This window comes from Ralstonia sp. VS2407 (assembly GCF_052950655.1).
In genome coordinates this window covers 22127-44701 of the sequence record NZ_JBRFVG010000003.1, presented here as the reverse complement: position 1 = coordinate 44701, position 22575 = coordinate 22127, and the positions used below count along the sequence as shown (strand labels likewise).

Genomic DNA, 22575 nt, shown 5'->3' with positions numbered 1-22575 from the left:
GCATCATGGCCACCACCGACACCCAAAGCTTCGGCAGCTTCGCTGAGTTCTATCCGTATTACCTGAGCGAGCACCAGGATCGCACCTGCCGGCGCCTGCACTTTGCCGGTTCGACGGTCGCGTTGGTATGCCTGCTCCTGCTGGTTTTCACGGGCAACCTGTGGTGGCTGCTGGGCGCGGCCGTGAGCGGCTACGCGTTCGCGTGGGTCGGGCACTTCGGATTCGAGAAGAACCGGCCCGCCACGTTTCGCCATCCGTTCTACAGCCTGATAGGCGACTGGGTGATGTACCGCGACATCTGGACGGGGAAGATCCCGTTCTGAGGCGTCAGGCGTCGGCGCTGGCAGCGGCCATTGCAGACGCCGCCGGTGCGGTAGCCGCCTGCGCCGCCGCCGCCACGCCGCGTTCGCCCGTCGTGAAAACGCTCTCCAACGTGGCGTCGAGCGCCGGATTCTGCAGTTGGCTGACCAGCGCGTGCGTGCTACCCAGGTGGCGTGCCAGGGCGGTGCGCGGCAAGCGTGGCAGGTTCAGCACCAGCCTTTCATAGAGCGGTCGCAGCGTGGTCGTGTGCGCATCACACAGCAGCGCCCAATGGGCCTCGCCGCGATCCTGTTGTAGCTTGCCGATCAGGTGCAGCGCCTTCAGCTTGGTGAGCAGGTCGACCAGGTAATCGGCTTCCAATTGCAGGCGCCGGCCGATATCGCGTTCGGCCACCGTACGCGGCGCCTGTTCGCGTGCGCGATACAGCAGCAACAGGACACCGAGCGCATCAAAGAACTCGCTGCCCGGAAATGTGCGGCGCTGCCAGTAGCCCTGGCGGATGATCGGCAGCGTCGATGCGATGGTCGCGCCGAGCAACGTCACCAGCCAGCTCACATAGATCCACGTCAGGAAGATCGGTAGCGTGGCAAACGCGCCGTAGACCGCTGTGTATGTGGGGATATGCGCGACGTAAGCGCCAAAAACGCGCTTGGCAATTTCAAACGCCGCCGCTGCAATCAGGCCGGCAACGAAGGCATCGCGCCGTTCCACATTGGTATTCGGCACGAACACGTAAAGCATCGCAAACGCAATCGCCGAAAGCAGGATCGGCACCAGGCTCACGATCACGCCCAGGCCGAACGGCAGCTTGTGCACATAGCCCGCCGAGATCGACACGAGGTACGAACTGACCGACAGGCTCGCGCCGATCAGCACCGGCGCAAATGTCATCAGCGCCCAGAACACCAGAACGCGCTGCGCGAGCGGCCGTCGATGGCGCACGCGCCAGATGGCGTTCAATGCGTTCTCGACGGTCAGCATGGTCATCACCGACGTCACGACCAGGCCGATCAGGCCTGCTGCCGTCAGCCCCTTGGCGTTGCTTGAAAACTGATTGAGATACGTCAGGATCGGCCGGCTGATGCTGCCCGGCACGAGATTGCTGAACATGTAGCCTTCGATGTCCGCCCGGAAGCTCTTGAACATCGGGAATGCCGTGAACAGCGCAAACGCCACCGTCAGGATGGGCACCAGCGACAGCACCGTCGTGAATGTCAGGCTGCTGGCCACTTGCGGCAGGTGGTCTTCACCGGCGCGGCGCAGGGCGTAACGCGCCAGCGCACGCAGCTTGGCGGCATTCCATTGACGAAGCGCACGGGTGTTGAAAAGCATGAAAAATGAGGCGGGAGGCGGGGTTGGGGGGCGCAACTATAATACCGCGACGCTCTCAACGCTTTGTTATGAAAGATATCCTGGTCTTGTACTACAGCCGTCACGGCAGCACGCGCGCATTGGCCGAAGCCATTGCGCAAGGCATTGAAAGCGTCGACGGCGCCCAGGCGCGGGTGCGCACGGTGCCCGCCGTCTCCACCGTCTGCGAAGTCACGCAGCCCGACGTGCCCGATAGCGGGCCGCCCTACGTGGAAGTACGCGACCTGGAGGAATGCGTGGGCCTGGCGCTGGGCTCGCCCACGCGCTTTGGCAACATGGCCGCGCCGCTCAAGTACTTCCTGGATGGCACCACGCCGCAATGGCTGGCGGGCGCGCTGGTGGGCAAACCGGCATGCGTGTTCACCTCCACAGGCAGCATGCATGGCGGGCAGGAAACCACCCTGCTTTCGATGATGCTGCCGCTGCTGCACCACGGCATGGTCGTGCTCGGTCTGCCGTATCAGCACAGCGAACTGCTTTCCACCGATGCCGGCGGCACACCGTACGGGCCGTCACACGTTGCGCATCGCGGCGATACCGCACCGCTTACCGCCCACGAACGCACGCTCGCCACGGCCATGGGCCGGAGGCTGGCGCAGACCGCTCTCAAGCTCGCCGCATGACTCCCGCCAACAACGTCGTCGCCGAATCCCGGGCACTGGCGCTGCTCAGTGCAGGCAGCCTCATCGTATTGATCGTCCTATGCGCCGCGTGGGAGCTGTGGCTCGCACCCGTGCGCCCGGGCGGTTCGTGGCTGGCGCTCAAGGCGCTGCTGCTGGCGTGGCCGCTGCCCGGTGTCCTGCGCAAGAACCGCTACACGATGCAATGGGCGTCGATGTTCATCCTGCTGTTCTTTACCGAGGGCATCGTACGGGCGACATCGGACGTTGGGCTGTCGCGCTCGCTGGCTTGGGGCGAGGTGACGCTCAGCGTGGTGTTCTTCACCGCAACCATCTTCTACCTGCGCCCGTTCAAGCGCGCTGCGAAAGCCCGCGCTGGCCACAGCACCTGACCCGACATGACTCACGATGCCTTCCTGCAAGCCTGCGTTGATGCCATCGGGGCAACGCACGTCCTGACCGCACCGGAAGACCAGGCGCCTTACCTCACCGATTGGCGCAAGCGTTTCTCGGGCCGGGCACGCGCAGTATTGCGCCCCGCCAGCGCTGACGAGGTGGCAGCGCTCGTGCGCGTGTGCAGCAAACATGGCGTGCCGATCGTTCCCCAAGGCGGCAACACCGGCCTGTGCGGCGGCGCCACGCCCGACATGGAAGGCAACGCGGTGGTGATCTCGTTGCAGCGCATGCAGCGCGTACGTGCCGTCGACCCGATCAACAACACCATCACCGTGGATGCCGGCTGCATCCTGGCCAACGTGCAACAGGCCGCCGCCGATGCGGAGCGCCTCTTCCCGCTGAGCCTCGCTGCAGAGGGCAGTTGCACGATCGGCGGCAACCTTGCCACCAACGCCGGCGGCACCGCCGTCCTGCGCTACGGCAATGCGCGCGAGCTGTGTCTGGGCATCGAAGCTGTTCTGCCTAACGGAGAACTGTGGAACGGCCTGCGCGGCCTGCGCAAGGACAACACCGGCTACGACCTGCGTGACCTTTTGATCGGCGCGGAAGGCACGCTTGGCATCATCACAGGCGCGATGCTGAAGCTGTTTCCGCAGCCGCGCGCCAAGGTGACGGCGCTGGCGGCGCTGCAATCGCCGCGTCAGGCGCTGGCGTTTCTATCGCTGGCGCAAGGCCATGCAGGGACGCTGCTGACGGGCTTCGAGCTGATGTCGGCGTTTTGCCTGGAACTGGTGCGCAAGCATTACCCACAGTTGCGCGTGCCGTTCCCGCAGGCATATCCGCAATACGTGCTGCTGGAATTGTCCGATCTGGAAAGCGAAGCCCACGCGCGCACGCTGTTCGAATCGCTCATGGAAGACGCGCTCGCGCGCGGCGTGATCGACGATGCGGCGGTGGCCGAATCGGTGGCCCAGTCGCGCGACTTCTGGAGCCTGCGCGAACACATTCCGCTGGCGCAGGCCGATGAAGGCAAGAACATCAAGCACGATATTGGTGTGCCCATCTCGCGCATTGCCGACTTCATTGACGTAACCGACCGCGCGCTGGCGGCAGCCTACCCCGACATCCGCATGGTGACGTTCGGCCACCTTGGCGACGGCAACCTGCACTACAACGTGTCGCCGCCGCAAGGCCATGCGCACGACGCGTTTCTCGCCCACCAGGACGGCATCAACCGCATCGTGCACGACAGCGTTCATGCGCACGGCGGCTCCATCTCAGCAGAACACGGCATCGGCCAGCTCAAGCGCGAAGACAACGCGCGCTACAAGAGCCCCGTTGAACTGACGGCGATGCGCGCAATCAAGCAGGCGCTGGACCCGCGCGGCCTGATGAATCCGGGGAAGGTGTTGTAAGGCGATCCGGCCTTGGTTCAGCCGAACAGCTTGAACGTGTAGTTCGCCACCGCGAAGAGGACCGTCGCCGCCAGCAGCCACAGCAGCATGCGCGGCACGCCGCTGGGCGGCAGACGATGATCGCCTGCGTTGGAACGGTCACCGATGCGCCCGCTCTGGGCGCTACGGATGTAAGTGCTACGTGACGACCCTGCCGGGCGTCGTGCATGACGTGTGCTCATTGTGGTTTCCTCCCTGCCCCATGGCTAGCGCCTCGCCCAGCCCCCTGCAGCCATGGCGAAACACAGCAGCCCCATGGATTGCTCCCTGGCTGCCCAAACAAGACTCCCTCTTTTCCCGTCTGGTCCGAACCGAAAAGGCTTCGTCACGCCCGTTTGGCGTGCGTAGGCACGGTGTCCCGCGTCATTGCGCGGAATTTCGAATGAAACGTTATTGTTGTGTGGCACTACCCGACGCCACGAAATGTATCAAAAATCCCCCCAATTGGGGGGTACGTATTTTAGGTATCACCTTTTGGATGATGCGCGGGAACGACGCTTGCGGGCTCGATTAGGGCAAACCCGAAACTCGACCCACGTATGGAGGCAGCCCATGCCCGCTTCGCCTGATCTGACCAAGCGTGCCCACATCACGCCGCCGCAGCCCCCCGAACAGCCCCCGCACCCGCCGCCGGAAATGCCGCCGCCCGACGAACCGGCCCACGACCCGGTGCACGACCCAGAACCCCAAACACCCCCAATCGAACTGCCACCCGGGGAGCTACCGCCGGAAATCCCGCCCCAGCACTAGCGCTGCGCAACATCCCATCTGTTAGAATCGCGGCCTCCCAGGTACCCGGAGGCCGCGCGTTTTTGGGTTGCCTGGGCAGCCTGCATCTGCATATCTGCCCATAGCTCAGTTGGATAGAGCATCGGCCTTCTAAGCCGACGGTCGGGGGTTCGAATCCCTCTGGGCAGGCCAATAAAAACAAAGGGTTGCAACAGTTTCGCTTGCAACCCTTTTTCACACCCCATCGCCGTGTAGGCACGGTGTAGGCAAATTAAGCGGACATAAGTCCATGCCGATCCATGCAAAACGTATGGCACTGCATCCGCTCCGATGGAACCCCCTGCCACCTCGACGACGCGCATAACGTCCGAAAAAATCAAAGGCCTTCGTGGATTCGCATACTCCGGTACTTGCGCGGCAAACCTGAAGCATATTTCTGGAGTCAGTCGTGCCCTTTCCGACCAGCGCCGCCGGAAACGCCCAGCGTGTATTGACCCCCGCATACGCCATATCGTGGTTAGCGCCCAAGACGTCGTGAGCCTTGCCAACGCCTCCCGGAAAAAACGAAGCCAGTGCCCGCGCATTGCCGTTGGCCGCACACATGAGCCTCTGGATTGCAATCGACTAGACCTACCGTTGCAAGGCTGCTCAGGGCGTCGCTACCGTTAGCATCAGCGTGCGAGGACATCGTGATCCGCCAAGTACAGTAGGTGGTGGACCGGTACGCTCGATGGGAAGGCGTATAGGATCGAAGCCCTTCCACTCGGGGAGCGGCCATCGAGCAAGGCTCGCTATATCGGCTCTTGGTGGCGACAACCACCAGCGGGCGTGTAGCGAGTACAGCCGAGGAACGGTTTACCGAATTTGCTGGGCCGTTGGACCAAGAAGCCCTCTCCGCAGGTGCCACAGCGCTTCGGCAGCGGACCAGAACGGTACGTGATGCCACACACTGAACCTTGCCCTTTGCGCCTCTCCTGATTTCCCTCTGTGCCAAAGGCTCGTCCGTGCCACTAGGCAGCCTTCTTATGCGCTCTGAGCGCGGCGGCGATCTTCTTACTGTTCCGCCAGTCAAAGAAAGGCTTCCAGACAACCAGCACAAGACTGAAGCCACCAAATCCGAGCCCAAATGCCGGCCGGATGTCTTGCAATGCGCCTAGTACTATCCACGCTCCGGTAATGGCGCTGGCCAACGTCGCGAGAATGAACCATGTAAAGCTCGCCGCCGGTGAGCTACCTAGCTTCCATACCTCTCGTCCGTCGTCGTCAAAGCGCCACGCAACGAGCGTCTCCCACCGACCGGGAACACGCAGCACTGCTGTAATACGCATGCCTGCATGAATGCCAAGCTGCCCTCGCAACTCCTGACCTCGTCGCACCAGATTGCCGCTTCGGAAGTTGAAGGTAGTGAACGTGCCCTGGCGAGCACGATGCACGTGGTGGAGTTCAGTTACTTCATCAAGTGGCAGCGTTAGGCACTGGAATGTTGGCTGCAACGGTCTTCTCCGGTTGTCACTTTTTCTGTGCGAATCGATCTCGCGGAGACCATCCCGATATGTTGGGGATGCCTGGCGCTTTAGCATTACCAAGTCAATCGAGTACCTAGCTTTTCTTCAGTTGCCCGGTGCAAATGGAGCATTTAGGTTGACGATGCCCAGCCCAACAAAACCCGGCGGCTCAGCTTCAAATGCCAGATCCTGCCCAGCCGTCCATCTGGAAGCGATACGCTTGGCCCGTTGAATCTCATCGAACGAATAGCTGCCCTCAGTATCTGCGTAGTGCTGCTTCGCGAACTCGTACCCCTGGGCTGCAGAGATTGCCTGCCAGGCGTAACCGTGCACGCAGTCTGCCTTGACGCCCCTACCGTTGTAGTAGGCCCAGCCGAGGCTGTACTGCGCCGGCGCGTCTCCGGCTATAGAAGCCAACCGCAACCATTTGATCGCTTCCGCATAGTTCGCACGCACGTATGTGCCATTCAGATACACCCGCCCCACAATCCGCCTTGCGATCAGATCGCCCTGCTCCGCTGCCCGCAATAGCCAGCGCATGCCGATGGTGTTGTCCTGAGTAGTTCCACGCCCACGCATATAGAAAGCCCCAAGGTATCTCTGTCCCTCCGCATTGCCGTGCTCGGCGGCCTTCTTGTACCACTCGAAGGCTTTTGCGTCGTTCTTGGGAACCCCGCGGCCATTCTCGTACAGCATCGCGATGCCCACCTCACCGGCAGACGCGCCGGCTTGCTGTGCCTTGACGTACCACCGCATGGCTATAGCGTAGTCCGGCTTTCCATCAACGCCTTCGAACGCCCAGTTGCCGAGTTCGACGTAAGCGTTCGGGTCTCCAAGCTCGGCCGCCTTGCTCAGCAGCGCTTGCGCTTTCGCGGCATCCGCTCTGACGCCCCGTCCGTCCCGATACATGACGCCGATCCGGGTCTGTGCGTAGACAACGCCATGCGCGGCCGCGTTCTCATAAAGGGCAAGCGCGCGTCGCGGGTCTGCTGGAACGTTGCGGCCACTCTCGTACAACCATCCCAGGTTATAGCCGGCATACGCAAAACCGCCATCGAATGCCTGTTGATACAAGCTCACCGCCTTGGCGCCATCGCGCAGAACACCGAGCCCATTGTCGTATAGATAGGCAAGCCCGCTCAACGCACAGACGTTGTGCTGATCAGCAGACAGTTGGTACCAATGTGCGGCCTGAACATAGTCGACTGGCACGCCGTACCCATACAGGTACATGGTGCCAAGCCCGTACTGCGACATCGCATCACCTTCCAGGGCATGCTTGCGGTACAACGCAAGCGCCTTTGCATAGCCCTCCGGCCCCGGTTGTCGCAGCACGTAGAACGCCGCAAGTCCGTTGTCCCCCAGCGCGGGGTTCGTTTTCGCGAGCCTGGTGAACGTCTGCAGTGCAGCCTTATCGTCTCGCGGCACGCCATAGCCATACATCATGAGCGTGCCCAGGGTCGCTTGAGCACGCGCGTCTCCATGCTGTGCAAGCGGCTTGAGTTCGGCGGCTGCGTCTCCGAAACGCTGGTCCCGGAACGCTTGCTCCGCGCGTTCTATATCCGCATTGGCGCACGGCACCTGTCCGAATAGCGCAGCCGTAAGGACACACATCAGCATTGAGAAGAAACGAGACTTCGGCATAGACACAGTCGGTTGTCGGCAGACAAACGGATTCCCAAACGTGTGCATACACGCGGCCTTCAATGTTGATCGGGCCATGTGTGTGATCTTCTGGCATGTTCGACACCATTCCAGCGCAACATTACGAGCGCCAGAATGCTGAGGACAGCCTGAAAGGAGTTGATCTGTTTTATGTCGAGCAGGTATTCGCGATAGCCGGCCCCAAGAAAACGCACGATCGGTGGTGCATATGGCAGATAACCGAGTACGGTGGCGCTCACGATCACCACCGACACCATCAAGCCCAGACCGAAACCCCAAGCTCGCGCGCCCTTGGGCAAAACAAATGCGCCGACTACGAGACCGACCAGGGATGCAAGGAACCATACAACTGCACGGTGCAGCCCCGTCGCCCATCCAATCCGGAAAAGTACGGCGTGATAGCTAACGGCAAACACAAGGGAGGACACTACCAATACAGCGCTGGCAAGTATGGTTCGCTTGTTTCGCACCACCGGCGCGGCTGACACGTCGTTTAGATAACGTGCCCCGAGGCGGCTGAACAGGATTGCGCCGGTCAACGTAAACATGGGCACAGCGCTGAGCGCCAAAGGCCAAGGCTGGAGAGCGAAGTATGTAAGCCCGGCCACCGTCGCAGCCGAAACATAGAGGGTGCGCCCCCATGCAAGCCTACGCAGCAACGCGGCACCGGCCACCAGCGCGGCCACAGACCAAAGTATCGCGACAAGCCACAACCAGCGTTGCTTGGTCGGGTAGGCAGCAAACACTTGCCCCCATTCCCCCCAATACCCGACTAGGAAACTTGTAACGGAAACAAGTGAGAACGCGGCCTGCAAGGTCAACGCGTAGATGGCAATTCGGACGGTGGTATGTCGCCGCATGGCAGCTTGTTGGTAAACGGGCGTTCTAAGAATGATCGCCACGTTGCGTCAAACAGGGAGACTTCAGCGCGCTTGGGAATGAATGCGCCTGCGTGCCGGGTTCGCTTGATTGGCCTGTTTGGCCTACTTCTACGTGCGGTACTTGCCAAAAGGCGTGCGATCCGTGATGGACCGCCTGCCCTGCCTTCCCGCACGGAGCACCGCAACTCGATTCGGCAAGTTACCATCAATAGGCCCGAGGCCAATCGTTAGGGTCCCGCTCTTTTCGCGGGATGCGGTACAGCCGATCGGAGACGAAACCAGCAAACTCCCAAATTTGGTAGATCGCAAACAGTGCGAGTAAGCAAATTGTGAGCCCCTTTCCCGATAAGGGGCTCGGAAAATCCCCGACCACCTTAGGCCAGATCACCCACGCGGCCGCACCGGCCGCAAAGTTAAAAACCACGCCCAACACTAAATGCGTCAGGAACGCTGCAATCTCCCGTACCATCATCAATACCCTGTCGATATCAAGCACCGTGAAGGCGCGCGATCATTCGCACGCCAATCCGCGTGAGCCTCGTCCAGCTCACACTGGAATTCCCCGTAGTAGTACGCCGCGCCCGTCAACTCGAAGAACTCATGCGGAGAGGCTCCCACAACCCCCTAAACGGTGCTTGAGGAACTACTAGGCGCCATGTTTCACCTGATGCTTTACACCGATACCAGATCTCATCCACGCCAAATATCAGGTCACCACTTGGCTCGGTAACCGGCACGATCTCCGCTATCCCTGCATCAACTTGTCCCGATAGCCACGAGCAAAATCGCCTGTATTCACCAGGTGATTCAAATCCGTCAATCGGTTCCCAATTGCAAAAACTCAAGGTGCTTTTATCCATGATGGATTAATTTTGAATCCACGGGGGAATACCACTTGATTTCCACCACCAACCAACCCTCCCTGAGGAGCGGCGGCGCCAGTAAAGTATGTCGTTCCAACCGGAATCTCAATCTTCACGACATTTGTTGCTGGATTCCCCCACTCCGGTAGCAGCGCACTATCAATAATAGATTGAACTGGACCTGCAGGCGGGGTCTGTGTCCAGTAGCCCCCCATCTCATTCGCGGTTCCACCGTAGACGCGATACAAAGTAGTCGGCTGTAGCGCAATCACTTGCGTGTATGTGCCACTTCTAAACGTGTTGGCGATGCCTGATGCGAGTGGGCCTTGGCTCAAAGGACCATACGTCCCCACAACAGCGTTGCCTGAGATGACTCCCACAGGTGTCTGCACCTGATTTGCGTAGACGTTCGGCAGATCAAAATCACCGCCGGTAGGAACCAAAGCAGATGCAGAAGGCCCCCCGCTCGCCACCTGCGGCGCGCTCACAAACACTCCACGCACTGCTCCAATTGCTTTGCCGATAAGCGTGCCGGCAACTAGCCCGACCACATCGGTACCTGCCGTCGTAGCTGCCACGCATCCAACAGACTGACAGTCCGGAGTGTTCTGCAAGAACTGCTTCAAGCCGCTCACAGTTCTCCCAAGCTGGGCAACGTCGCTCCTAGCCGTTTGGCACGTTCCCGCGTCGCCCCCCGAACCGCAACTGGCAGATACGTCCTGCTGCGCTTGCTGGTATGCAGCCTGTGCCGCTGCCAGCGCGTTGCGATAGCAGCCAAAGGACTGGTCATTGCATGCTTGGATCTGATTGCTGACCTGCCGAACCTTTGTGCTCGTCGCGTTATTGAGCGCCTCATTCTGCGCTGCGGAAGCGGCACTGGTCGAACTGCTCCCGAACATGCCCGCTACCGTCCCACCAGCCAGCATCGAGATTGCAGTCGTTATGGCGTTATACGTCCGATTGTCATAGCTCGTGGCTACCGTTTGAGTGCCATCGCCGTTATCCACGGTAGTCACGGTCTGCGTGCCGTCATACAGGCCATCTCGCACTAGCGGCGCTACGATTGCACTCGTCGCCCCACCAATCGCCCCGCCTGCACAATCCCCACCGTTCAGACTCTGCGCAGCACACCCCAACGCCGCGTGTGCCAGCACATTGAGCGGACCCGATCCAAACGTGTCGCTAGCGCCAATCCCATTTGCACTTATCGCAGCCAGATCGTTCGTTACGCTACCAACCAGCGCCTGCCCAAAGCTCCCGCCGTTGATCGCGGTGCTCACCCCAGCACTGATCAAACCACGCTCACCAACGTTAATAGCGGTATTGCCCAGATTCGCTAGGGTCGTTGTGGGGTTTGCTTCCGTCACCGGTCCGAGGGTGTCGATTCCACTGTTGCCAACCAGACCTTGCGTCAACCCGGCCGTCAAAGCAGCAACGGCCGCCCCCTGGAAACTAGACCCGATATCAAGATGGCCAGTGGCAATAAGCTGGCTCGCGCTGCTGGAAACGAAGGCTGTGGTGCCTGCCGCCAATGCGAATGACGCCGCGCTGGCCACGTCGATCAGACCCGGTGCGATCGCTGCAAACGCAATCGGGTCAATCAGCGCATCAAACGCCGCCATGACCTCGGGGCCCAGAATGCAAGACAGCGCCACCGCTGCCACCATAGCGACGAGTTGCTCGACGCCAAACGAGCCGCCTTCCTTCACAAAATCTTGGTGCAGATTGTCCGCAACCGTCGTCTGCGTGAAATTGCCGCCCAGGCTGTGCTGCAGGTTCGCCAACAATTGTTGCGTACCCGCCTGATCAACCGTGCCATCTGCGTTGAGCTGCTGCAGCGCTCCACCAATCTGCTGCAGCGTCTGGACGTTCAGGTCCATGTTGGCCGCGCTCATGAAGCCGCCCGGCTGGACCTGTGTGCCTGTGGTATTGATGTAACCGCCGCTGACGCTGCTCCAGATCTGGCCCACGTCGACCTGGTTCGCTTGGTTGGTCAGCGAGTTGGTGTTGACCGCCAGGGTGCCGCTGGCACTGATGCTTCCCGTATTAAGGATGCTGCCGTTGCCGTCCTGGTTGAAGTTCAGCGTGACGTTCTGCCCACTGATGTTGCCGCCGGCGGACATGGCGCTGGTGTTGGCCGGCAGGTACACCTGAGGCATCAGCGCCGTGATGGTCGGGCACGTCGCGGTGCCCGTGGCCGCGCAGCTCGGGTCCGGAACGGTTTGTTCCACGTACCACAGCATCGGCCGGTCAAGCTGGCTGACCTGCGTTTGCGTCAACGCTGTGCCCAGTTGGAGGCCGTTAGCCTGCGCGTAGTTGAGCGCATTCTGATACAGCACCTCTTTCTCGATCTGCGTGACTGACAGGTTTTGTTGGCTGTCAGTAGTCAGGCCGTCGACAAAGCTGGCCTTGCCGGTTTGCGCCAGAGCCGCCTGCTGCAAGAGCAGGTTCTCTTCGTCCGGGTTGTAGTAGAACAGCGTCGAGCTTGGTTGTAGGTTGGCCGGCAGATTGCTCAGCAGCGTCTGCGGGCCAATCCCGGCTGACAGCGCCGGGCTCAGCTCGCCATCCACGTAAGACGCTTTCCCTGGCACCGGCGTAGGCAACTGGCCGCTGCCGACGGTGCGAGGGACGCCCAGATTCAAGCCCGGCATCGTTGAAGGCGACAGCGAAATGACCTGCGACGGCGCATTCACATGCGGCGTGTAGGTGTTCGACGTAGTGATGCCGTTGATCAGTTGCTGGCCAGCCAGGGATACGCTGGTACCGAGCACGTTGCCCACGTTTTGGATCTGGCCGTTCGAACTGATGCTCAGGTTCGGCGCCTGGATGGTGGCAGCAATATTGCCCACCGGCGTCGGCGGGTTGATTACGCCTCCGGTACCGGTATAGGCGCTGCCATACAGCTGCGCGCACTGATCTGCAGAGCCGCACGCCCAGATGTCGTGGCGTTTGTCGCTGCTGAACATGCCCGTCTCTTGCACCCAATGCGAGTGCCAATAGGCATTCAGCGTCTGCGCACTGTTGACAACCGGTCCTGCGACATTGATCACGGCGCTTGCGCCCGCGGTGATCAGGCTGCCCACGTTTGTCAGTGAACCAGCATTGATCGTCAGCGTGTTACCCGCGGAGATGACGGACGAACTACCCGACTGCTGGTCGACGTAGCCTTCGCAATAACTTTCCTTGTAGCCGTTGGCGGTCATGCAGCCGGCGTACTGCTGCTGCGTACCGTAGTTCTGATGCACCGTCACCGGCGGTGGCAATGTGTTGGTGATGGCACCCGAAACGTTCAACTCAACGTTGTTGCCCGCGACGATGTTGCCAGAGGTGTTGGTCAGGCTTTGTGCCGGCGTGGTGGAGCTGGCAGTTGAACCGACGCCTCCGACCACAACGTTATGCCCCGCAATCAGGTTGCCGTAAGTATTGTTGACCTGTCCTGCGGCAATGACGAGATCGTGTCCCGCATAGATCGAGGCGTTCTGCTGGCTATAGCTGAACGTATTGGTGTTCGGATTGGTGCCACGCGGATTTCCAGCGGTACCGCAAGCGGTATCCGGCACACCCGAGGCGCAGCCGACCTGCGAGGAATAGTTCTGCTGGTTACCACCCTGGTTGGTCAGGCTCGCGGCGTTGATCACCACGTTGTTGCCGGCGTAGAGAATGCCCTCGTTGACGAGGTTGCCCCCGCTAACGGTGAGATTGCCGCCAGCGGCGATCATGCCGAGTGGCATGCTGGTGGTGGCCGTACCGGACGCTGTAGGAGCCGCCGCCCCCGTATTGAACGTGTAATACGACGGAGCGAAGTCGCAGCTAACGCTATTGAAACAGGATCCGACAACCGGTGACTCGACTGGGGCCGATAGCGATGCCAGCTGCGCCAGGAAAGAGGAAAAACTTGCCTGGTCTACCCAGGTGTTCACTTGATTCGACAGTAGGGGAGCAACGGCGCCGTTGCTGAGCGACTGCACATTGAGCGCAACCCCATTCAGCGCTGAAATCTGACCGCCACGATTGGACAACGAGTTTGCAGTGATCGTCAGCCCATTGCCGGCAGATATCACTCCCGATGTCCCCGGCGTCTGCGTTGTCACGCTTTGATAGACCGTGGGCAATGCGATGGTTTGCACTGGCGAGCCACCATTGGGCGATGCAGTAACAACCCAGTAAGGTGCGTTGCTGACGCTGGAATTCGACACCCATGTGTACTGCAGCGACACGGCGCTAGCGCTCGCGGCCCCACCGCCTAGCGGAGACAAGAGATCGCCGAGAGTTGCTGCCTGCGTTTTCAGAACGTCGTCAGAAGCCTCAATCGTGCAGCAAACGTGAACACGGGACCAATAGTTCACGCTCCCGATCCCTGCTGACAACAGTAGAGAAGGATCGCTGATTTGCGTTGTATAGGTCTGCTGCCCCGACGGTGCAGTCTGGTCGTTCACCACACTGGCCGCGGTGATAGAGACATTATTCCCCGCCGTAATCGTGCCGCCGGTGTTCTGCAGCGTGCCGCTCAGATTGAAGGCGGCATTTCCTGCCGCTTGTGTCGTGGCAAGTTGGTTATCGAACGAGCCGCCGTTGACCGTAAGAGAACCCATCGATTCCACGATGCCGCGGTTCGTGCCAGAGCCATTAAGCGTCAGGGAATTGCCCGCATGGAGCAGGGCACCTGCGGCGTTGGAAAATGCGCCATTGATCGTCAGATCTGAAGCGCTGACCTGCCCCACGTTAGTAAACAGGCCGCTAGTACCCAGCGCGACAGCGGATGTTCCGGTGATGGTGCCGGCATTGGTGAAGCCATTGATGCCGTTGGCCGTCACACTCTGGCCGCCCAGTTTCCATGTGCCCGACACATAGATGGAACCGGCATTGATGTTCAGCTGACCGCCCTGGCTGATCGTGCCCTGCGTGGGATCAAAGGCCATGTTGACGGCCGAGATGCCCATGTTCCGCTGTGCCAGTATGTTGCCGCTGGCGTTGCTGAATGCACCATTTCCCCCGGTCAGTGTGAGCGACAAATCTCCGGTGGTCGGCCCACCGGCGGCGCTCGGATCGCCTGCAAAGATCAACCCACCCTGGTTGTTCAGTGTACCAGCCGTAATGTTCAGTGCGTTCAGGCCAAGGAGCGACCCACTATTGGTCAGCGCGCCGCTGGCAACAACATTGCTCGTACCACCATTGACGATGCCCGCATTGCTGAAACTGCCCGCCGAGACCGTGGTGGTGCCCGTCGACGCAAGCGATGCGCCGGAGGCGTTGGTCACCACATTGCCGGATACGTTGAGATTGCCACCCGCCAGCACACTGCTCGTGTTGGCAAGCGTTCCACCTGCAGCCAGCGTGGCATTCCCCACCGCCAGCACCTGCTGGCCCGTGAGCGACAGTTGGTTGCTTGCGTGCGCGTCGAGTGCACCACCGACCAGCAGGTTGCCCGTTTTAACGTTGGTGCCGCTCAGGGTTGTATTTCCAGTCGAGACAACCTGTGCCTGACTACTATCCAGCGTGGATTGCGCTGCAATGTTGACATTCTTGGAGCCTGCCAATGTGCCAGTCAGCGTGACATTGTTCCCGCTCAGGCCGACTTGGCCCGCTATGGTGCTGGTCCCGGACAACGCGAGCGTCTGACCTGCCTGCAAGGTGGCGTCGCCATTGGCAGAAACACCCCCAACGGTTACGTTGCCCTGCGTGCCGGTCATGCTGACGGCGCCGACGGCCGACACACCACTCGTGGCGGACACGTTCTGCGCGGCCAGCACGTTGAGGTTGCCGCCCGTCGCGATCTGACCGCCGAATGTGGTGCTGCCACCGGTCGACTGAACTTTGACGTCGCCGACCGCAGTCGTTGCGCCCAAGGCGATATCGCCGCCAGCATTGGCGCTGAACTTGCCAGCCGTTTCGATGCTGCCCAGGGCGATGCCGTTGCCAGCTTGCAGGCTGGTGTCTTTGGCAAAGCTCAGCGCACCACCGCCAGCGATAGCGCTGCCAGCCTGGATCGTGGCTGCCCCGAGGCCCAGCAGGTTACCCGTGAGTGTCACGCCGCCCTGCGCAGTCAAAGCGGTATCGCCGTTGACGAGACCGCCCGACAAAGAGAGCCCTGCTCCTGACGTAGCCGTCAGGCTGCCCCCGATCGTCAGAGGACCGGCAACGCTCAGGCTACCGCTCGTCGCAGCAAGCGTAGCGTCCGCATTGGCGCCAAACGCACCGCTGATCGAGAGATTCCGACCGGCAGTTGCATTGGCCGCGCCATAGCCAAGAACGGCACCATTGAGCGAGACGTCGCGTGACGCCGTCATCGACAGCAAGCCGCCCGCCACGGTGCTACCCGCAACAGCAATATCACCGCCACCACCCTGCCCCTTTGCGGTCAGCGTCAGCGCTGTGCCGGCCTGGGCGGAGCCCAGCGTCAGGCTATTGCCAGCGGTAGCCGTCAGCGTGCCATTCGTGGCAACGCCATTAGTCACGCTGATATTGCCGCCGGCAGACAAGCTGGCCTGATCACCAAATGCCACAGCCGCTGCACTCAAATTGCCGCCGGCGGCCAATGCACCCGAATGCTGAGCGGCAACCCCGCTAGACAGTGTCAGATCCGTACCCGTAGACAGATTGGCAGAGCCTGCCGACACCACAACGCCCGTCGCCGAGAGGGACGTACCGGCCGACGCCGTCAAGTTGCCCTGCGTCGCCACGGTCGTGAGGTTCACCTGACCGGCATTCGCGGCAACCGACAAGGCGCCCACAGTGTTGAGCGCATCCGCAAAACCCGCGTTGCGACCAGCCTGAACGGAACCGATCCCACCGCTATTGACTGCCCCCGTCACGCTGACATCGCGAGCCGCTTGCAGGGTCAGATCGCCTGCCGAGGTCATGGCACCCGCAACTGTCACATCACCACCACCCCCAGTGCCGTTGGCGGTGACATTCAAGGGACCGTTCACAGCCTGGACCTTGCCCAAGCCAGCCGTATTGGCGGCGGTGACCGTCACGCTTGCGCCCTGCAACGTACCGGTCAGGCTGGTGTCTTGGCCAGCCGTTACCGTAGCCGACTGAGCGAATGCGGCACCGCCTGCGCCGGTGACATTGCGGTTGGCAGACAACGTGCCGTCTAGCTGTCCCGCTACCGCACCACTAAGGGCGATGTCGCGCCCGGCTAATGCCAGGAAGGAACTGGCGGCAGACGCTTGCCCACCCAGGTTGACATCGAGGCCGGCAACGACAGAAAGCGTCTGGTTGGTCGCGAGACTACCGGTGACGGAAGCCGTGCCGCCCTGTGCATACAAAAGAAGATCCGCTGCCGACTGCACCGCCCCCGCAACAGTCACGTTTCGGGCGCCCAGCAACTGCACATCTGCGCCACCCGTCAACGCGCCATTGACCGCCACATCACGAGCGGCCTGTAGCCCAATCGAACCCGGTGCGCCAACGGTTCCGTTCAGCACAACGTCGCCGGCACCAGCGTTGCCGTTGGCGATCACACCTAGCGTGGTGGAAGACAGCACGTTATTCAGCGCTGCATTGTTGCCCGCATTGACGTAAACGCTGTTGGCCTGCATGGAGCCCGTCAGCGTTACGTCCTGACCTGACAGAAGCGTCAGCGCCTGAACCACTGCTTGCGTGCCCGCCCCAGTGATATTGCGGCCAGCCGCTACAGTTCCATCCGCGTTGCCGACCAGTACGCCGTTCAAGATCGCGTCGCGTCCCGCGCTCAGAAGTAAGGTGCTGACGGCACTGGTGCTGGCACCCAGAGACAAATCCAGGCCCGTACCGATAGAAAGGCTGCCGCCGCTGCTAATGCCCCCGCTCGCATTGAGGCTGCCTCGCTGCGCCGTCAATGACGTATTACCGACCGCTTCGATCGCACCCGCCACACCGATATTGCCTTGCGCATTGACGGTGACGGTGGAACCCGACGCCAGCTTGCCGCCGATCGAAACATCCTGCGCTGCAGTCAGTTGAACAGCGCCTGCAGCCGCCGCTGAACCGTTGACCTGGATTGCGCCGCCGCCACTGTTGCCCTGTGCTTGCAGGTCGAGTGTCGAGGCGGACTCGATGTTGTTCACACTGAGGCTATTGCCCGCAGTGACGTTGACGGCCTGCGCCTGGACCAGCCCCCCTTGGTTAACGTCGCGCCCCGACACCAACGTGGCCTGTCGGCCGAACGAGATCACACCCGCACCGGTCAGATCGCGACCAGCCAACAGCGTGCCGCTACCTTGCCCATTCAACGTACCCGATACGACCAGATCGCGCCCGCTCGACAGCGTCGCATCACCACTGGCCGTAGTGGCGCCGCCGAGATTGATGTCCGTGCCGGCTTGAATGCCGAGCGCGCCCTGGCTAGCGATGGTGCCGGTCGACGTCATCGATCCATTGATGGACGTCAGTGTGGTATTGCCCGCCGATTGGACACTGCCGCTAACGTTCAGATTGCCGCCGGCAGACGCCGTGATATTGGCACCCGCTGCGGTAGCGCCAGTCAGGTTCAAATCGTGTCCGGCCGACAAGTTCACAGTCGAACCTGCTTGAACGTCCTGCAGGGTCGCTGTGCCGCCGGCAGTCATCTGCACGGTTCCGCCACGCAGGGACCCGGTCAGATTGGTATCGCCAGCCGATTGCAACGTCGTTGCCAAGCCGAAGGCAGTATTGCCACTGCCACTGATTGCGCCTCCCGCCGACAACGAGCCATTACCTTGGCCCACTAGGGTGCCACCCAGCGTGAGGTTGGTCCCGGCCGTGAGCGCCGTATCACCCAAAGCAGAGGTACTCGACTGCGGGCCTAGAATGATGGCCTGGGCGGCACCAGCCGTCAGATTTCCGCCTGCCTGGACTCCCCCCGTATTGGTGATCGAACCCGCATTTGCCTGCAACTGCACATCGGCATTGGACTGCAGCATGCCGCCAACCGTGACATTGCCGCTAGCATTCACGCTCAGCTTCGATGCGAGCTGCAGGTTCCCGGTGACCTGAGCGTCCCTAGCTGCGACGAGATTGCCGACTCCAGCACCCTGCACCGTGCCAATTACAGAGATATCGCCGCCGCCGGCGGTCCCTTTCGCCTGTACGGTCAGGTCGCCATTGGCTTGTACGTTGTTCAGCGTCGCCGACCCAGCGGCCACCAGATTCACGGCATTGGCCTGCAGGCTGCCGCTGGCATTGGTGTCGCGCCCCGAGTTGACGGCCACGTTGCCTGCCACCGCGGTGTTGCCAGCCAGGGTGACGTTATTGGCAGCAGTGAGCTGCGCGTTGCCTTGGGTCGATGCCGAACCGGACAGCGCGATATCACGCCCTGCCCCCACGCTGACATCACCGATGGCACTCGTACTGCCACCCAGCGTTACGTCGGTTCCAGCGTTGGCAGCAAGCGTGCTACCAACGGTCAACTGGCCGGCCGAAGCGACGTTGCCAGTGGTCGCATTCAGATTCAGCGCTCCGACCGTCTGCACACCACCGCTCGCGCTGACATTGACGTTGCGCGCGGCAGCCAAGGTGACCTGATCGCCGCCGGCAACGTTGCCCGCCACAACAACATCACGCTGCGCGGTGACACTCACCGCGCCTACCGACGCCACGTTGCCGTTGAAGACGACATCGCCACCGCCAGCGACGCCCATTGCAGCAACGTTGAAGGCGCCGCCTGCTTGAACGTCTTGGAAACTCGCGCCGTTGCCAGCCTTTACAGTGAGTGCGTTCGACAGCAGCTTGCCTGTAAGCGCTACATCGTTTCCGGTCTGGAGCGTGGCGCCTTGGCCGAATGCAAGCGACCCTGCACCTGTGAGGTTTGTGCCTGCATGAATGTTTCCATTCTGCTGTGCAATCAGGACGCCGCCGATATCGATCGCCTGGCCGGCGTTCAGGCTGACATTGGTACTACCCAGCACGGAGCCTGGAACAGAAAGATTGCCACCTGTCGCAATCGTCATTGCGGCGCCACTGGCGAGCGAACCCGAGATTTGCGTATCGCCACCGGCGTTCAACGCAGCGCTAGCGATCGCCGTAGCCTGCCCGACAATAGACAGACCTTGTCCCGCTGTCAGCGTGAGATTGCCACCGCTGTTAAGCGTGCCTTGGCTCGCAAGATTGCGCCCTGCAGACAATGCAGTATCCGCCGAGGACTGTACGTTCGCGCCCGTCTGCGTATTAACGTCACGCTCAGCCTGCGCGGTGACGGACGCCGCGCTGAGTTGCCCTGTCAAGTTGATGTCACGCGCCGCAGTCAGCGTCGCCGCTGTGCTTGCGCCGGTGGCACCGGTGACGGTGATATCACCGCTACCGTCGTTGCCGGCCGCGCTCATGGCGAGCGCGCCACCGCTCTGCACAGCACCGGCTTGCAGGCTCGCGCCCGCGGCAAGCGTGGTATCTCCCGTCGATTGCGTATTGGCGACGTTGATATTGCCACCAGCAGTCGCACTCAGTTGCTTGCCCGACTGCACCTGACCAGTAGACGTCGCATCACCACCAGCAGAGATGGTGTAGCCACCCACACCAACATGGGTGCCAGTGAGCGACACATTTCCGGCGGCCTGCACATTCGCCTGCTGTTGTGCTGCTGTGCCTGCCAGGGAGACATCACCGTTCGATGCGATGTTCAGATCGCCGGCATTCGCAGCCAGTTGGGCATCCATCCGAACGCCCATCCCGGCAGCGGTTCCCACCACCTGGATTTGTCCTGCCGTGACCGCGCCGAATGCGGTTGCGTCGATCGCATAGCCGTTGTTCGCGCCGCCGTTTGCTGCATTGATGGCAGTTGCGGTATTCGATGATCCGTTCGATGTCGTGCCGTAGACCGTCCCGCTATCAGTGGTAGAAGTCGGCGCCACGAACTGGCGACCTGCAATGATATTGATGCGCGAACCCGCATACAGCGGCGCATTTATGCCGACCGTCTGACCAATCAGATCGATGGTACCGACCGTGCCTTCGATACCGGGCCCCGGTCCGTTGACACCTGCATTTCCCTCGATCTGGATGTGGCCACCCGTCACGTTGTAGCCAATCGCCTGCGCGTTGGTGAAGTCCGTGGTGGTGCCGTTCGGCCCTGACAGGAATTGCGGTTTGCCCGTACTGAGCGTCACACCCAATGTGTTGACGAATCCCACGCCACGCGTGGTGATGCCGTTCGGGTTGGCAATGATGACGGTGGCTGGCGCGCCGAAGACTTCCAGCGGTCCAGCAAGCAGGCTGGCGTAGTTCGCCCCGGTTGCCGTCACCTCGTTGATGATCGTGCTGGCGACACGGTTACTCAGGTTCGGGTTAGCGCTCAGTTGGCCGCCCGTCAAAGACGTGCCGCCCATGAGGCTGTTATTGAGGATCAACCCGACCGGATCAATATTGAAACTCTGAAACTGGTTCAGCGAGATGCCCGCAGCGTTGGGCGCCGTGATGTTGACCACCGGCACGCCACCGCCCACGCCGGTCGTCTGCGTCACGCCGGGACGGAAGACAATCGGTGCGTTGGGGTCGACGATGGGGGCTGCCTGCGCTGCATGCCAAGCTAGGCGAATACGCAGCGCCGTCATTGCAGCCCAATCGGACCAAGCCTCGGGGCTGGTTGCGTGCGTGCCGGCATTCAACACCCCAGCAGCGCTGCGGCTCTGCTCAATGGTGACCGTCAACGGGCTCAGCCACATGAACACCGCCACCAAACCCGCCACAGCCCGCCTCCACAGTGACTTGCGCTGTGCAAGATGCCGTTGCGCATCCGCATGCGAGAACATCGCATCGGAGCAAGCGGTATCCCGTGCCAGATTGGCTTGTTCGAGTTGGTGAAAATGGAGTCGCTGGCGCGTGTTCATGGTCGTTGCGCTTCTTGTTCGAGCGATAGCCGCAGCTCTCCCCCTAGAAAAGAGCGTGCGCGAGTGTCGTGCGGCCTAAGGGCCGCTTTCGTTATTGCTGAATGCGGGCGTTCTTCATCAGATCGACCACGATCTTGGTGGTCGCCTTTTGCACTTCGACCTGCTCAAGTTGCTTGCGCAGGACATCCTTGATCTGGTCGTACTGCGGAATCTGCGTCGGGCGCTTCGCCTCGACACGCAGAATCCAGAACGCGCCGTCGACCTGTACCGGCGATGCCGAGGCTGCCCCGTCAGGCAATTGCGTCAGCGCAGTTGCCAACGGCAGGGGCCAGTTCTGCGTCTTCCCCTCTTGCAACGGAAGCTTGAAGGAGACCCAGTTCAACGCGCCGCCTTGCGCTGCGGTGGGGCCTTGGCTGTACTGTTTGGCCAACTGCGCGAAGTCCGTCCCCTTCTTGATCTGGTCGAGCACCTTCTGCGCGGTATCGGCGTCTTTCACAACGATGGCGCTGGGCTTGTACTCAAACTCGCCAAGCGAGCCCACGATGGCGTCGTACTTGGCGCGTACGTCTGCTTCGGATACCGGCGCGGGCTTCACCGCGTCACGCAAGTAGTCCTGCGTCATCGCCAGCGTCTTGGCCTGCTCCATGGCTGCGCGCACGTTGGGCCGCGCATCGTAGTGGCCCTTTTCTGCGACCTGACGAAAGAGTTCGCGTGCAATCAGTTGGCTCTTGACGGCCTCGCGTGCCTGCGGGCTGGCCGGCACGTTGGCTGCAGCGATTGCCTGATCCACCTGTTGCTGCGTAATCGCAGTGCCGTTCACTCGTGCTACCACGCCGGCAGGCAGAGGGCCCGCGTCTGCGGGGGCAGCTTGCGCAGTGGCCTTCGTTGCGGCCCACGACGCTTGTGCGCCAAGCACCAGCATGCCAAGCAGCAGTGCATTCCCGAGTACGCGAACAGTGCGATGGTTTTTCATGGAGAGTCCTTCAA

The 22575-nt window shown here is 61.4% G+C and carries 12 protein-coding genes and 1 tRNA gene; 6 read left to right on the top strand and 7 right to left on the bottom strand.

Going from position 1 to position 22575, the window contains the following annotated elements; translation table 11 throughout:
* Positions 1 to 5 precede the first annotated feature (5 nt).
* Positions 6 to 323, top strand: a complete 318-nt coding sequence (locus tag ACU8YE_RS05875; RefSeq protein WP_232040282.1) for an Mpo1-like protein — start codon at positions 6 to 8, stop codon at positions 321 to 323.
* 4 nt (positions 324 to 327) lie between these two features.
* On the opposite strand, the gene ACU8YE_RS05870 is transcribed toward ACU8YE_RS05875, so the two are convergent.
* Positions 328 to 1653 carry a YihY family inner membrane protein gene (locus ACU8YE_RS05870; protein ID WP_260802352.1) on the bottom strand — a complete coding sequence of 442 codons (1326 nt, stop codon included), beginning with the start codon at positions 1651 to 1653 and terminating at the stop codon, positions 328 to 330.
* Positions 1654 to 1721: 68 nt separating this feature from the next.
* Between ACU8YE_RS05870 and wrbA the strand changes: the two genes are divergently transcribed.
* Genes wrbA through ACU8YE_RS05855 form a run of 3 tightly spaced genes read left to right on the top strand, consistent with a single transcriptional unit; the run spans position 1722 to position 4123 of the window.
* Positions 1722 to 2315: an NAD(P)H:quinone oxidoreductase gene (wrbA, locus tag ACU8YE_RS05865; protein WP_446928316.1), complete on the top strand. Its 594-nt coding sequence runs from the start codon at positions 1722 to 1724 to the stop codon at positions 2313 to 2315.
* A complete protein-coding gene (locus ACU8YE_RS05860) occupies positions 2312 to 2704 on the top strand; it encodes a DUF2069 domain-containing protein (protein WP_446928315.1) in 393 nt (130 codons plus the stop codon). The genes wrbA and ACU8YE_RS05860 overlap by 4 nt, the downstream gene beginning before the upstream one ends.
* 6 nt (positions 2705 to 2710) lie before the next feature.
* Positions 2711 to 4123, top strand: coding sequence for an FAD-binding oxidoreductase (locus tag ACU8YE_RS05855; RefSeq protein WP_446928314.1), 1413 nt, complete (start codon positions 2711 to 2713; stop codon positions 4121 to 4123).
* A 17-nt stretch (positions 4124 to 4140) separates the two neighbouring features.
* Here ACU8YE_RS05855 and ACU8YE_RS05850 read toward each other — a convergent pair whose 3' ends face one another.
* On the bottom strand, positions 4141 to 4344 hold the full coding sequence (locus tag ACU8YE_RS05850; RefSeq protein WP_446928313.1) for a hypothetical protein: 204 nt from the start codon (positions 4342 to 4344) through the stop codon (positions 4141 to 4143).
* Between the two features lie 662 nt (positions 4345 to 5006).
* Between ACU8YE_RS05850 and ACU8YE_RS05845 the strand changes: the two genes are divergently transcribed.
* Positions 5007 to 5083: transfer RNA gene (locus tag ACU8YE_RS05845), tRNA-Arg, on the top strand.
* A 1142-nt stretch (positions 5084 to 6225) separates the two neighbouring features.
* Positions 6226 to 6363: a hypothetical protein gene (locus ACU8YE_RS05840; protein ID WP_446928312.1), complete on the top strand. Its 138-nt coding sequence runs from the start codon at positions 6226 to 6228 to the stop codon at positions 6361 to 6363.
* A 138-nt stretch (positions 6364 to 6501) separates the two neighbouring features.
* On the opposite strand, the gene ACU8YE_RS05835 is transcribed toward ACU8YE_RS05840, so the two are convergent.
* From ACU8YE_RS05835 to ACU8YE_RS05815, 5 genes are all read right to left on the bottom strand, one after another.
* Entirely contained in the window at positions 6502 to 8040 is a 1539-nt protein-coding gene (locus tag ACU8YE_RS05835) for a tetratricopeptide repeat protein (RefSeq protein ID WP_446928311.1), read from the bottom strand.
* A 59-nt stretch (positions 8041 to 8099) separates the two neighbouring features.
* Complete coding sequence (locus ACU8YE_RS05830; RefSeq protein ID WP_446928310.1) at positions 8100 to 8963, bottom strand: hypothetical protein; 864 nt, start codon at positions 8961 to 8963, stop codon at positions 8100 to 8102.
* Positions 8964 to 9147: 184 nt separating this feature from the next.
* A complete protein-coding gene (locus ACU8YE_RS05825; protein ID WP_446928309.1) occupies positions 9148 to 9438 on the bottom strand; it encodes a hypothetical protein in 291 nt (96 codons plus the stop codon).
* A 345-nt stretch (positions 9439 to 9783) separates the two neighbouring features.
* Positions 9784 to 21588, bottom strand: a complete 11805-nt coding sequence (locus ACU8YE_RS05820; RefSeq protein ID WP_446928308.1) for a two-partner secretion domain-containing protein — start codon at positions 21586 to 21588, stop codon at positions 9784 to 9786.
* A gap of 91 nt (positions 21589 to 21679) precedes the next feature.
* Complete coding sequence (locus tag ACU8YE_RS05815; protein WP_446928307.1) at positions 21680 to 22561, bottom strand: peptidylprolyl isomerase; 882 nt, start codon at positions 22559 to 22561, stop codon at positions 21680 to 21682.
* Positions 22562 to 22575: the final 14 nt, after the last annotated feature.

Excerpts from the sequence above, each read along its gene's own strand:
- ACU8YE_RS05815 (WP_446928307.1), bottom strand. The coding sequence starts at position 22,561 with ATGAAAAACCATCGCACTGTTCGCGTACTCGGGAATGCACTGCTGCTT.
- ACU8YE_RS05835 (WP_446928311.1), bottom strand. The coding sequence starts at position 8,040 with ATGCCGAAGTCTCGTTTCTTCTCAATGCTGATGTGTGTCCTTACGGCT.
- ACU8YE_RS05875 (WP_232040282.1), top strand. The coding sequence starts at position 6 with ATGGCCACCACCGACACCCAAAGCTTCGGCAGCTTCGCTGAGTTCTAT.
- ACU8YE_RS05860 (WP_446928315.1), top strand. The coding sequence starts at position 2,312 with ATGACTCCCGCCAACAACGTCGTCGCCGAATCCCGGGCACTGGCGCTG.
- ACU8YE_RS05870 (WP_260802352.1), bottom strand. The coding sequence starts at position 1,653 with ATGCTTTTCAACACCCGTGCGCTTCGTCAATGGAATGCCGCCAAGCTG.
- ACU8YE_RS05850 (WP_446928313.1), bottom strand. The coding sequence starts at position 4,344 with ATGAGCACACGTCATGCACGACGCCCGGCAGGGTCGTCACGTAGCACT.
- wrbA (WP_446928316.1), top strand. The coding sequence starts at position 1,722 with ATGAAAGATATCCTGGTCTTGTACTACAGCCGTCACGGCAGCACGCGC.
- ACU8YE_RS05840 (WP_446928312.1), top strand. The coding sequence starts at position 6,226 with ATGAATGCCAAGCTGCCCTCGCAACTCCTGACCTCGTCGCACCAGATT.
- ACU8YE_RS05855 (WP_446928314.1), top strand. The coding sequence starts at position 2,711 with ATGACTCACGATGCCTTCCTGCAAGCCTGCGTTGATGCCATCGGGGCA.
- ACU8YE_RS05820 (WP_446928308.1), bottom strand. The coding sequence starts at position 21,588 with ATGAACACGCGCCAGCGACTCCATTTTCACCAACTCGAACAAGCCAAT.